The organism is Methylobacterium sp. WL116 (assembly GCF_008039455.1).
GTDB lineage: Bacteria > Pseudomonadota > Alphaproteobacteria > Rhizobiales > Beijerinckiaceae > Methylobacterium.
The window spans coordinates 1-13,265 of sequence record NZ_VRUV01000075.1; the positions used below are offsets into that span (position 1 = coordinate 1).

Here is a 13,265-nt window from a genome sequence, read left to right on the forward strand (position 1 = left end):
GGCCTCGGACGCGCGCATCCAGGGGCCGCGGATCTACAACCTGTTCCCGCTCCTCGTCGGGCGGGTCTCGGACTGGACGGCCGAGCTGCCGCGGATCGCCGCCCTCGGCTTCGATTGGGTCTACCTGAACCCGTTCCACGCCACCGGCGGCTCGGGCAGCCTCTACGCCGTCGCCGACCCCGAGCGGCTGGACGATCGCTTCCGCGACCAGGACGGCACCGCCGACGACGATCAGATCCGGTGCTTCTGCACGGCGGCCGAGGCCATCGGCCTCTCGGTGATGACCGACCTCGTCATCAACCACACCGCCAACGACGGCCGCCTCGCCCGCGACAGGCCGGACCTGTTCGTGAAGGAGGCCGACGGCTCGATCGCCAGCCCGGCGGCGGTCGATCCCGACGATCCGTCGATCCGCACCGTCTGGGGCGATCTCGCCGAGCTCGATTACCATTCCGAGGGCCCGCGCAACGAGCTGACCCGGATCTGGGACGCCTACATCGCCCATCTCCAGAGCCTCGGCGTCGCCGGCTTCCGCTGCGATGCGGCCTACAAGGTCCCGCCGGAGACGTGGCGCGCCCTGATCGGGCAGGCGAAGGCGCGCGAGGCCGGCTGCCTGTTCGCCGCCGAGACCCTGGGCTGCACCTTCGAGGAGGCGAAAGCCACCGCCGGTGCCGGGTTCGACTACCTCTTCAACTCGTTCGCGTGGTGGGACCTGAAGAAGCCCTGGGCGCTGGAGCAGTACGAGCGCCTGCGCGTCATCGCCCCCTCGATCGCGTTCCCCGAGAACCACGACATGCCGCGGCTCGCGGCCAAGGCGTCGGGCGGCCCGGAGGCCGTCGCCGCACAGCTGCGCAGCCGCTACGCTCTCGCCGCGTTCTACTCGGCCGGCGTCCTGATGCCGATCGGCTACGAGTGGGGTTATCGCCGCGCGGTCCACGTCGTCGACACGACGCCGGCCGACCGCGAATCCGAGACCGGGATCGACATCTCGGCCTATGTCGCCGCGATCAACGCCCTGCGCGCCGAGCTTCCGGCCGCCAACGTCGAGGGCGCGCAGGCCCGGATCTCCGCGCCGGACGCCGATTTCGTCGCGCTCGCCCGCTACGATTCCGGCCATCCGGCCTCCGCCCGGCACGCCGTCATCCTGCTCTTCAACCCGACCGACAAGCCGGTGCCGGTCGATGCCGGGGCGCTGATCACCCGGACGGGCGGCCAGCTCGGGCCGTTCGTCGACCGCACGCCGGAGGCCGAGCCGATCGCCTTCCATCCCGGCAGCGCCATCGACCTGGCGCCGGGCGAGCTGCGCATCATCAGCGCCGTCGCGGCGGCCGTGACCAAGCTGTCGAGCCGCGGAACGCCGGACGGCACCGGTCGCGTCGTGATCGAGGCGGTGACGCCGGAACTCGACGGCGGCCGCTCTCCGGTCAAGCGCGTCGTCGGCGAGAACCTGCGGATCGAGGCCGACATCTTCTCGGACGGTCACGAGATCCTGAACGCGGCGATCCTGTCGCGCGTCGTCGGCGCGAGCGAATGGCGCCGGGACCCGATGGTCTTCGTCGACAACGACCGCTGGGCCGGGCAATTCCCGCTCGAGAAGAACGCCCGCTACGAGTTCACCATCGAGGGCTGGCGCGACGGATTCTCGTCCTGGATGCGCGATACGCTGAAGAAGCGCGACGCCGGCGTCGACGTCCGCCTCGAGACGATCGAGGGCGTCACCCTGGTCCAGACCGCGGCCGACCTCGCCGAGGGGCGCGACAAGGAGCGGTTGCAGGCGCTTGTCGCCGCGCTCGGAGCCGAGGAGACCGGCTCGGCCGCCCAGCTCGACCGCATCCTCGTGCCCGACGCGGCGAGCCTCGTCCGCCGCAACGCCGAGCGGGTGAACGCCTCGCGCTACCCCGTGACGGCGCAGGTGATCGCCGATCGGCTCGCGGCCCGGTTCTCGGCCTGGTACGAGATCTTCCCACGCTCGCAGTCGATGGACGTGAATCGCCACGGCACCTTCGACGACGTGATCCGCCGCCTGCCGGAGATCCGCGAGCTCGGCTTCGACGTGCTGTACTTCACGCCGATCCACCCCGTCGGGCGCACCAACCGCAAGGGCAAGAACAACACCCTGAAGGCGCTGCCGGGCGACGTCGGCTCGGTCTACGCGGTCGGCACCGAGGAGGGCGGCCACGAGGCGGTCCATCCCGAACTCGGAACGCTGGCCGACTTCGAGCGCCTGGTCGCGGCGAGCCACGCCCACGGCATGGAGGTGGCGCTCGACTTCGCGATCCAGTGCTCGCCCGACCATCCTTGGATCAAGAACCATCCCGAGTGGTTCGAGTGGCGCCCGGACGGGACGCTGAAGTTCGCCGAGAACCCGCCGAAGAAGTACGAGGACATCTCCAACGTGCACTTCTACGGCGGCGCGCTGCCGTCGCTGTGGATCGAGCTGCGCGACATCCTGCTCGGCTGGTGCAGCCGCGGCGTGCGCATCTTCCGGGTCGACAACCCGCACACCAAGCCGATCCCGTTCTGGGAATGGGTGATCGCGGAGGTGAACGGGCGCTATCCCGACGCGCTCTTCCTCGCCGAAGCCTTCACCCGGCCGAAGATGATGAAGAAGCTCGCCAAGGCCGGCTACCAGCAGAGCTACACCTACTTCACCTGGCGCAACACCAAGGCCGAGCTGATCGAGTACGCGACCGAGCTTGCGGGCGAGATGGGCGAGTACTACCGGCCGAACTTCTTCGCCAACACGCCCGACATCAACCCGCATTACCTCCAGACGAGTGGCCGCGCCGGCTTCGTCGTGCGGGCGACGCTGGCCGCGACCCTGTCGTCGGTCTACGGCATCTACAACGGCTACGAGATGTGCGAGGCGGCGCCGTATCCCGGCAAGGAGGAGTACCTCAACTCCGAGAAGTACGAGCTGAAGGCCTGGGACTACGACCGGCCCGGCAACATCCGCGAGCACATCATCAAGCTCAACCACATCCGTCGCGAGAACCCCGCGCTCTGGGATTTCCGCAACGTCGTGTTCACGGCGGCCTACAACGACAGCATCATCGCCTACGCCAAGACGACGCCCGACCGCGACAACTGCGTGTTCGTGATGGTCAACCTCGATCCCAAGAACCGCCAGGAATGCACCTACGAGGTGCCGCTCTGGCTGCTTGGCGAGGGCGACGGCGGGGCGGTCGCCGTCGAGGACCTGCTCGACGGCTACACGTTCGAGCTGCGCGGCAAGTCGCACCGCATCGCCCTCGATCCCGTCGAGCGCTCGTGCATCATCTGGCGGCTCAGCCGTCCGAAGCGGGTTGCGGGCTGAGGCTGCCCGTGTGAACAGAAATCCAGCGCGATCGGCCCGGTCGGTCGCGCTGTCGCCACCATCCTGCGGTTCTACAGCCGCACACCGATCACGCGACGATCATCCTCGCGCGGGACCGGCACCACCGCCCCTGAATCCGACGTGCGAGGCAACGACGCGATGATCGATCGCAGCGATCCGCAATGGTACCGTGACGCCATCATCTACCAGATCCACGTCAAGTCGTTCTTCGACTCGAACAACGACGGGATCGGGGATTTCGAGGGCCTTACCCAGCGGCTGGATTATGTCCGAGACCTCGGCGTCACCGCCATCTGGCTGATGCCGTTCTATCCGTCCCCGCTGCGCGACGACGGCTACGACATCGCCGACTACGAGGAGGTCAACCCGTCCTACGGGACGATGGCCGACTTCCGGCGCTTCGTGGACGCCGCGCACGAGCGCGGCCTGCGGGTGATCACCGAGCTGGTCATCAACCACACCTCGGACCAGCATCCGTGGTTCCAGCGCGCCCGCGAGGCGCCGGCCGGATCGCCCGAGCGCGACTTCTACGTGTGGTCGGACACCGACACGCCGTATTCGGACACGCGGATCATCTTCCTCGACACCGAGACCTCGAACTGGACCTGGGACCCGGTCGCCAAGCAGTATTTCTGGCACCGCTTCTACAGCCACCAGCCCGACCTGAACTTCGACAACCCGAAGGTGCTGGAAGCGGTCATCGAGACGATGCGCTACTGGCTCGACATGGGCGTCGATGGCCTGCGCCTCGACGCGATCCCGTACCTGATCGAGCGTGACGGCACGAACTGCGAGAACCTGCCCGAGACCCACACGGTCATCAAGGCGATCCGCGCGGCGCTGGATGCGAGCTATCCCGACCGGATGCTGCTGGCGGAAGCCAACCAGTGGCCGGAGGAGACCGCGCAGTATTTCGGCGACGGAGACGAATGCCACATGGCGTTCCACTTCCCGCTGATGCCGCGCATGTACATGGCGATCGCCCGCGAGGACCGGCACCCGATCACCGACATCATGCGCCAGACGCCCGAGATCCCGGAAGGGTGCCAGTGGGCGATCTTCCTGCGCAACCACGACGAGCTGACGCTCGAGATGGTGACGGCGGAGGAGCGCGACTACCTGTGGTCGTTCTACGCCGCCGAGCGCCGCGCCCGCATCAACCTCGGCATCCGCCGCCGTCTCGCGCCGCTGCTCGAGAACGACCGGCGCAAGATCGAGCTGATGAAGTCCCTCGTGCTGTCGATGCCCGGCACGCCGGTGCTGTACTACGGCGATGAGATCGGCATGGGCGACAACATCTACCTCGGCGATCGCGACGGCGTGCGCACGCCGATGCAATGGTCGCCCGATCGCAACGGCGGCTTCTCGCGGGCCAACCCGCAGCGGTTGTTCCTGCCGGCGATCCAGGACCCGATCTACGGCTTCGACGCCCTCAACGTCGAGGCGCAGACGCAGTCGCAGACCAGCCTGCTCAACTGGACGCGGCGGATGATCGCCATTCGCAACAACAGCACCGCGTTGGGCCGCGGCTCGATGCAGTTTTTGTATCCGTCGAACCGCAAGGTGCTCGCCTGGATCCGCGAGTTCGAGGGCGAGCGCGTGCTCTGCGTCGCCAACCTGTCGCGGGCGCCGCAGGCGGTGCAGCTCGACCTGTCCGAGCTGCGCAGCGCCGTGCCGATCGAGCTCACCGGCGGAACCGAGTTCCCGCCGATCGGCGAGCTGCCCTACCTGCTCACCCTGCCATCCTACGGCTTCTACTGGTTCTCGCTGTCGTCGGCGAACACCGGCACGATCGGGCCGATGAAGGAGGCGCCCGAGCTGTTCACGCTGGTGCTCACCGGCGGCATCGAGAGCCTGATGGCCGGTCGCGAGCGCCTCGCCTTCGAGCGCACGGTGATCCCGCCCTTCATCGCCAGCCGGCGCTGGTTCGGTGCCAAGGGCTCGCGGATCAAGAGCGTGCAGGTCGTCGACTGCGCGACCGTGAAGGAGGCCGGCGGCGAAGCCCGCTTCCTGCTGCCGCGCCTCGACGTCCAGCTCTCCAACGGCGAGCGCCAGCAATACTTCGTCCCCGTCGGCGTCGACGAGGGGCGCGAGGACGAGACGCTGCTCGAATTCGCCGTGGCGCGCGTGCGCCGCGGCCCGCGCACCGGCCTGCTCTACGGCGCGGCGGCCTCGCCGGACTTCGCGATCTGCCTCGCCGAGGGGATGCGCGACGGCCGCGAGATCCCGACCGAGGGCGGCAAGCTCGTGTTCTCCTCGACCTCGGCCTTCGACCACAGCGTGCCGTTCGAGGCGAGCGACGTCCGCCGGCTCTCGGCGGAGCAGAGCAACACCTCGATCGCCATCGGCGCGAAGATGATGCTCAAGCTGCTGCGCCGCCTGCAGCCGGGCACGCACCCGGAAGTCGAGGTCGGGCGCTTCCTCACCGAGGAGGCCAAGTTCCCGAACACGCCGGCGCTGCTCGGCACCCTCGAGCACGTCGCCGAGGACGGCACGCGCACGGCGCTCGCCGTGCTGCAGAGCTTCGTCCTCAACCAGGGCGACGCCTGGACGGTGATGCTCGAAGGCCTGCGCCGCGATTTCGAGACCGTGGTGCTGGCCCCCGAGAGCGAGGCGCCGACGCCGGCGGAGGCGTTCCACGATCACCTGCGCTGGGCCGACCTGCTCGGGCGGCGGACCGCCGAGATGCACAACGCCTTCGCGATCGAGACCGGCGACGCGGCCTTCGCGGCGGAGCCCTTCACCGCCGACGACCTGGCGGTGCTCGGCGCCGATGCCCGGCACCAGGCCGATCGGGCCTTCCGCGGCCTGAAGGCGATCGCCGAGCGCGGGCTCGATGCGGGCCGCCCTTCGAGCGTCGCGCTCGCCGGGCGTCGTGGCGAGGTCGACGCCCTGATCGCGTCGCTGACCCGCGACCCGCCGAAGGGCGCGTTCAAGACGCGGATCCACGGCGACTACCATCTCGGGCAGGTGCTGGTGTCGAGCGGCGACCTGGTGCTGGTCGACTTCGAGGGCGAGCCCTCGCGTCCGGCCGACGAGCGCCGGGCGAAGTCGACGCCGCTGCGCGACGTGGCGGGCATGCTGCGCTCGTTCGCCTACGGCGCCGAGACGGTGACCCGCGAGATCGCCGGCCGCTTCGCGGATTCGGAGGATCGGGCGCGCACCGCCGCCTTCGCGTGGCGTGGCATGATCGATGCGGCGTTCCTGAAGGGCTACGAGACCGCGGTCTCGGAAAGCCGCGCCGCCGTGACCGACCCCGAGACGCATGGCCGGCTGCTTCGCCTCTGCCTGCTGACCAAGGCGCTCTACGAGGTCGATTACGAGGCCAACAACCGCCCCGACTGGATCGAAATCCCCGCCCGTGGGGTTCTGACCATTCTGGAGGACGCCAAGGCGTCCTGATCCCATGCGCGTGCCGACGGGGCAAGAACGGCTTCGTCGGCGCGCGCGGAGACTGACCGGCCTGAAGCCGTCCGACCTTCTCGGACGCCGCTTCGGTCACCCGAGAGAGGCACCTGAATGACGGCCATCGACCAGACCTTCGCGACCCGCACCGATCCGTCGGACACGAACCCGGTCTCGAATGTCGCCCCGTCCGGCTCCGCGCAGGCGGGCACGACGCACAGCGTGCATCCCGATGCGATCGCGGCGGTGATGGCGGCCAACCACGGCGACGCGTTCAGCGTGCTCGGCCCGCATCAGGTCGGGCCCGGAGCCTGGGAGGTCCGCGCCGTGCTGCCGGAGGCGAAGTCCGCCGCGCTCATCGTCGGCGGCGAGGCGGTGCCGTTCGAGCGGCGCCACCCGGATGGGTTCTGGGTCGCCAAGGTCGAGAGCCAGGGCCGGCCGCTTTACGAGATCGAGGTCGAGACCTGGGACGGGGCCAAGCGCCGCCGTCACGACCCCTACGGCTTCGGCTCGTCGCTGGAGCAGCACGACGTCGACACCCTGCGCGAGGTCGGGACCAACCTCGTCTACAAGATCCTCGGCGCGCAGCTTGGCTGTCTCGATGGCATCGACGGCTTCCGCTTCGCGGTGTGGGCGCCGAATGCCCGGCGCGTCAGCGTCGTCGGCGACTTCAACGAGTGGGACGGCCGCCGCCATCCGATGCGCCTGTGGCAGAACGGCGGCCTGTGGGAGCTGTTCGTGCCCGGCCTCAAGGCCGGCCAGCACTACAAGTTCGAGATCCGCGGCCCGGACGGCGCGCTGCTGCCGCTGAAGGCCGACCCGGTCGCCTTCGCCGCGCAGCACCCGCCGGAGACGGCCTCCGTGCTGCAGGGCACCAGCGAGCCCGCCTGGCACGACAAGCAGTGGATGGCGACCCGCGGCGACAAGGACCCGCGCCACGCCCCAATCTCGATCTACGAGGTGCATCTCGGCTCGTGGGCGCGCGTGCCCGACGAGGGCAACCGCTACCTAACCTACAAGGAGATGGGCGAGCGCCTGATCCCGTACGTCAAGGAGATGGGCTTCACCCATATCGAGATGCTGCCGATCACTGAGTTCCCGTTCGACGGCTCCTGGGGCTACCAGCCGGTCTCCCTGTTCGCGCCGACGAGCCGGCACGGCACGCCCGACGACTTCGCGGCCTTCGTGAACGCGGCGCACGAGGCCGGCATCGGCGTGATGCTCGACTGGGTGCCCGGCCACTTCCCGCTCGACGCGCACGGCCTCGGCCAGTTCGACGGCACGCACCTCTACGAGCATGCCGACCCGCGCCAGGGCTTCCACCAGGATTGGGGCACCTACATTTACAATTTCGGCCGGGCCGAGGTCGCGACGTTCCTCGCCGCCAATGCCCGGTTCTGGCTCGAGCACTACCACCTCGACGGCCTGCGCGTGGATGCCGTCGCTTCGATGCTCTACCTTGACTACTCGCGCCGCCAGGGCGAGTGGATCCCGAACCAGTACGGCGGCAACGAGAACCTCGACGCGATCAACTTCCTGCGCAAGACCAACGAGGCGACCTACGCGCACGCCCCCGGCACGATCACGGTCGCCGAGGAATCCACCTCCTGGCCCGGCGTCTCGCACCCGACCTACACCGGCGGGCTCGGCTTCGGCTTCAAGTGGAACATGGGGTGGATGCACGACACCCTGAACTTCGTCTCGACGGACCCGATCCACCGCCGCTACCACCACCACGACCTGACCTTCGGGCTGCTCTACGCCTTCTCCGAGAACTTCATTCTGCCGCTGTCCCACGACGAGGTGGTGCACGGGAAAGGCTCCCTGCTCGGCAAGATGCCCGGCGACCGCTGGCAGAAGTTCGCCAACCTGCGCGCCTATTTCGGGTTCATGTGGGGGCATCCCGGCAAGAAGCTGCTCTTCATGGGCGGCGAGTTCGGCCAGGAGCGCGAGTGGAACCACAACCAGTCGCTCGACTGGCACCTGCTCGACGACCCCGCCCATGCCGGCGTCAAGGACGTGATCCGCGACCTGAACCGGCTCTACGTCTCGACGCCGGCACTGCACAGCCGCGACACCGAGGCGGCGGGCTTCCAGTGGCTGGTGGCCGACGACCAGGACAACAGCGTGATCGCCTGGGCCCGCAAGGGCCGCGAGGCCGGCGAGATCGCCATCGTCGTCTCGAACTTCACGCCTGTGCCGCGCGAGAACTACCGCATTGGCGTCCCGGCGGGCGGCTTCTATCGCGAAGCGTTCAACTCGGATGCCGGCATCTACGGCGGCTCGAACATGGGCAACATGGGCGGCCGCGAGGCCGACGCGGCGGAGAGCCACGGCCAGGGTCATTCCCTGAGCCTGACCCTCCCGCCGCTCTCGACCATGATCTTCGTTCGCGAAGGCTGAGGGCATCGCTGGGGCGGCGGTGCCGAGGGGTCCCGCCGCCCGCGACGCGCGACGAGGGGAGGTCGCCTTGCTCGAATCGGTCCGGACGTCGTCGGTCGCCCTGCCGAGCATCCGCCTGCACGTCGCGGAAGCCGGTCCGGCGGACGGGCTTCCCACGATCGTCCTCCACGGCTTCCCCGAATTCTGGTACGGCTGGCGCCGCCAGATCGGCCCCCTGACAGAGGCGGGCCTGCGCCTCGTCCTGCCCGACCAGCGCGGGTACAATTGCAGCGACAAGCCCGAGGGCCTCGCCGCCTACCATCTCGACCGGCTCGCTGCCGACGTGATCGAGCTGGCCAACCATTACGGCTTCGCGACGTTCCGGCTTGTCGGCCACGATTGGGGCGGCCTCGTCGCGTGGTGGACGGCCTCGTTCCATCCCGAGCGGATCGCGCGGCTGGCGATCCTCAACGCGCCGCATCCGGCGGTCTTCGGCCCCTACGTCCGGCGGCATCCGACGCAGATGCTGCGCAGCCTCTATGTCGGCTTCTTTCAGATCCCGCGCCTGCCCGAAACGCGCCTGACCGCGAACGACGGTGCGGTGCTACGCCAGGCGCTGGCGAAGACCGGGCGGAAGGGCAGCTTCACCGCGGCGGACTTGGATCGCTACGCCGATGCCTGGGCCCGGCCCGGAGCGATGACGGCGATGCTGAACTGGTACCGGGCGCTACGCCTTCCGCGGCCCGGCACCGCGCCGCGGATCACGATGCCGACCCTGATCCTGTGGGGGCGGCGCGATCACGCGCTCGAATCCGGCCTCGCCGAGGCGAGCCTCGCGCTCTGCGATGCGGGCCGCATCGCATGGTTTCCCGAGGCGACCCACTGGGTCCAGCACGACGCGGCGGAGGCGGTGAACGCGTCGCTGATCGCCTTTCTGGCCGACGGGGAGATCGAAACATGAGGAAGCCCGCGGATCCTTCGACCCGCGGGCTGCCACGCGCTTGCGAAACGTCGCGAGGCTGAGGCTCAGCGCTTGAACTTGCCGTCGTACTTGAACTCGGGCGCCGCCTTGAGCTGGTCCTTGGTGGCGCCGATGATCGCCTTCCACTTCTTCGCGCCCTCGTCGTAGCCGAGCGCCACCGAAGACGGCTCGACCGAGACGTAGCGCTCGCCCATGCCGAGGAAGCCGCCGACCGAGAGGATGTAGCTGCTGAGCTTGCCGTTCTCGATCGCGAGATCCTTGATCTCGCCGACGTTGTTGTTCGAGCCGTCCATCACGTTCAGACCGATCAGGTTGTAGCTCAGCACCGCGTCCTGCGGGACAGGGACGAACTTCGCGGCCGTGGTCGGGGTGGTCTGCTTCTCGGCGGCGAACGCCGTGCCGGAAACGGTGAGGGCAACCATGGATGCCAGGATCAGACGACGCATTGCTATCTCCACAACCCGAATGGGGTGGCTAGGAATGCTGCGCGGCCGCGATCGTTCCGTCACCGATTCGTGGGTGATCGCGCCTGTTCCGATGTCCCGGGGCCGAACGGAAAAAGCCCGCGGATCGCTGGGATCCGCGGGCTGGCCAGTCGGGCCGAGCAGCCATTCAGGCCGCTTGCTTGCGCTTCTCCGGCGCTGCCTTCTCCAGGGCCGCCTTCTCGGGCTTCGCCTCGGTCCGCGTCTTCGAGGCTATCAGCGGCAGCTCGATGTCGAGCCCGAGCGTCGAGACGCCCTCGCCGCGTTCGAGCGTGATCTTGACCTTGTCGCGCTCGACCGAGACGTGCTTGGCGATGACCGCCAGGATCTCCTCGCGCAGCGTGATCACGAGGTCGGGCTGGCCGGTCTCGGAGCGCTCGTGGGCGAGGATCAGTTGCAGGCGCTCGCGGGCGACGGAGCCGGATGCGCGCTTGTTGAAGAGACCGAGGAGGGTCATGCGGCCCTCCGCAGGAACAGCTTGTCGAGGAAGGACTTGCGATCCGTCGGCATGGTCATCGGCAGCTCTTCGCCCTTGAGCCGGCGCACCGCGTCGGAATAGGCACGGGCCGGCGCGCAGTGCGGGTTGTTCAGCGTCACCGGGCAGCCGACGTTCGAGGCGCGCAGCACTTCCTGGCTCTCGGGGATGATCGCCAGGAGCGGGATCGAGAGGATCTCGAGCACGTCCTCGACCTTGAGCATGTCGCCGCGGTCGGCCCGGGCGGGGTCGTAGCGGGTCAGGATCAGGTGCTTGTCCATGTTCTCGCCGCGCTCGGCCTTGATCGTCTTGGAGTCGAGCAGGCCGATGATGCGGTCGGAGTCGCGCACCGACGAAACTTCCGGGTTGGTCACCACCACCGCGACGTCGGCGTGGCGCATGGCGAGCTGGGCGCCCCGCTCGATGCCGGCGGGCGAATCGCAGATCACCCAGTCGAACTTCTCGCGGAGCTCTTCCATGACGCGGGCGACGCCCTCGTCGGTGAGCGCGTCCTTGTCGCGGGTCTGCGAGGCCGGCAGCAGGTGCAGGGTCTCGAGCCGCTTGTCGCGGATCACCGCCTGGTTGAGCTTGGCATCGCCGTTGACCACGTTGATGAGGTCGTAGACGACCCGGCGCTCGGCACCCATGACGAGGTCGAGGTTGCGCAGGCCGACGTCGAAATCGACGACGCAGACGCTCTGCCCGCCCTGCGCGATCGCGGCGCCGAGTGCCGCCGTTGTCGTCGTCTTGCCGACGCCGCCCTTGCCCGATGTGACGACCAAAACCTTTGCCACGCGTGTCGCTCCTTGATCTGCGGTGATCGGATCGAGTTCTGAAAGTTCGAAAGTCAGTCCAGGCCGGCCATGCGGATCGCGCCGCCGTCGAGCCAGATCTGTACGGGTTTGCCCTGCAGCTGCGTTCCGATGTCCTCGGCCGTGCGGACGAGGCGATCGATCCCGAGCAACTCGGGCTGGAACTTGCGGCAGTAGATGCGGGCCCGCGGGTTGCGGGCGGCGCCCGCGATCGCCCGGCCGCGCAGCGCGCCGTAGATGTGGATGGAGCCGCCCGCGAGGATCTCCGCCCCGGACGAGACCGAGCCCATTACCGTGACGTCCCCGGTGGGATGCACCACCGTCTGCCCGGAGCGGACCGAGCCCTCGATGGTGATCGAGGTGGAGACCGGCTCGTCCGGCACCTTCGGCAGATCCAGATTGGTCGCCGGACGCCCGCCGACGAGCAGCGGCGGCAGGCCGGGTGCGATCGTTTCCACGCCCTCGAAGCCGAGGATGCGGACGCGTCGTCCGACGAGGTCGGCCACCAGCGCCTGCAGCGCGTCGTGGTCCGGGCGCAGGGCGCCGAGATCGAGGATGATCGCGCGCCCGTCGAACAGGGTCGGCGAGCGCTTGAGCGCCGCGTCGAGATCCGCCAGCCAGTCGGCGAGCGGCGGCTCGGGCTTCAGCGCCATCGCCTTGAACGCACGCCCTCGGAAGGCGAGGGCGCGTCGGGCGGCGGGCTTCGCCGGGGCGGCAGGTTTTGCCGGGTCCGAGGCTGCCGTAGCCGGCTCGGGCGCGGACGATTCGGTGCCGGCGGGCGCAGCAACCGTCTCCAGGGAAACGGCTTTCTCGGGCTGTGCCGGAACGGGACGGTTGGGGTCCGGAACGATCTGTGTTTTCACGGGTCAACGATTCCTTACCGGATCATTGACGGCGGATATGGTTACCGAACGGTTAAGGATGAGGATCCTGTCGCAATCTCATGCCCGGATCCTGTGATGTCGGCTCAGCCGCGCTCCAGCAGCGCCAAGCGGATCGCGTCCTCGACGAGCCGCACCTCGACGCCCTGGCCGGTGAAGCTCGGATCGAGGTCGTCGGCGGCCTTGTACAGGCCGTCGATCGCGATCAGCTCGGGCTCAAACTTGCGGCAACAGATCCGCGCGTTCGGGTTGCCGGCGGCACCGGCGATCGCGCGGCCGCGCAGGGCGCCGTAGACGTGGATCGAGCCGCCAGCGATCACCTCGGCGCCCGAGGCGACGGCGCCCATCACCGTCACGTCGCCCTCGAGATGCAGAACCGCCTGGCCCGAGCGCACCGGTGCGTCGAGGATCAGCGAGACGGCCGAAGCCTGCGCGGGCGGCGCCGGCACGGCCGCCTCGGGGGAGGGGGCTTCGGCCTCGGGGATCTTGATCTCCCCGGTCGGCCGCCC

The 13,265-nt window shown here is 69.0% G+C and carries 9 protein-coding genes; 4 read left to right on the top strand and 5 right to left on the bottom strand.

Annotated elements, in window-relative coordinates; all coding sequences use genetic code 11:
* From FV223_RS08635 to FV223_RS08650, 4 genes are all read left to right on the top strand, one after another.
* Positions 1-3,316, top strand: a 3,316-nt coding sequence (locus FV223_RS08635) for a maltotransferase domain-containing protein (protein ID WP_147726429.1), incomplete at its 5' end; no start/stop codon positions are given.
* A 159-nt stretch (positions 3,317-3,475) separates the two neighbouring features.
* Positions 3,476-6,739, top strand: coding sequence for a maltose alpha-D-glucosyltransferase (gene treS / locus FV223_RS08640; RefSeq protein WP_147726430.1), 3,264 nt, complete (start codon positions 3,476-3,478; stop codon positions 6,737-6,739).
* Between the two features lie 117 nt (positions 6,740-6,856).
* Positions 6,857-9,145, top strand: coding sequence for a 1,4-alpha-glucan branching protein GlgB (gene glgB, locus FV223_RS08645; protein WP_147726431.1), 2,289 nt, complete (start codon positions 6,857-6,859; stop codon positions 9,143-9,145).
* Positions 9,146-9,212: 67 nt separating this feature from the next.
* Entirely contained in the window at positions 9,213-10,085 is an 873-nt protein-coding gene (locus FV223_RS08650; RefSeq protein ID WP_147726432.1) for an alpha/beta hydrolase, read from the top strand.
* A gap of 65 nt (positions 10,086-10,150) precedes the next feature.
* Here FV223_RS08650 and FV223_RS08655 read toward each other — a convergent pair whose 3' ends face one another.
* The 5 genes from FV223_RS08655 to minC (FV223_RS08675) all read right to left on the bottom strand — a co-directional run.
* Entirely contained in the window at positions 10,151-10,552 is a 402-nt protein-coding gene (locus FV223_RS08655) for a PRC-barrel domain-containing protein (RefSeq protein ID WP_147726433.1), read from the bottom strand.
* A gap of 166 nt (positions 10,553-10,718) precedes the next feature.
* A complete protein-coding gene (gene minE / locus FV223_RS08660) occupies positions 10,719-11,045 on the bottom strand; it encodes a cell division topological specificity factor MinE (protein ID WP_147726434.1) in 327 nt (108 codons plus the stop codon).
* Positions 11,042-11,857, bottom strand: a complete 816-nt coding sequence (minD, locus tag FV223_RS08665) for a septum site-determining protein MinD (RefSeq protein ID WP_147726435.1) — start codon at positions 11,855-11,857, stop codon at positions 11,042-11,044. Before minD ends, minE begins: the two co-directional genes overlap by 4 nt.
* A gap of 53 nt (positions 11,858-11,910) precedes the next feature.
* Entirely contained in the window at positions 11,911-12,528 is a 618-nt protein-coding gene (gene minC / locus FV223_RS08670) for a septum site-determining protein MinC (RefSeq protein ID WP_147726438.1), read from the bottom strand.
* A gap of 314 nt (positions 12,529-12,842) precedes the next feature.
* On the bottom strand, positions 12,843-13,265 hold a 423-nt coding region (minC, locus tag FV223_RS08675; RefSeq protein WP_147726436.1), incomplete at its 5' end, for a septum site-determining protein MinC.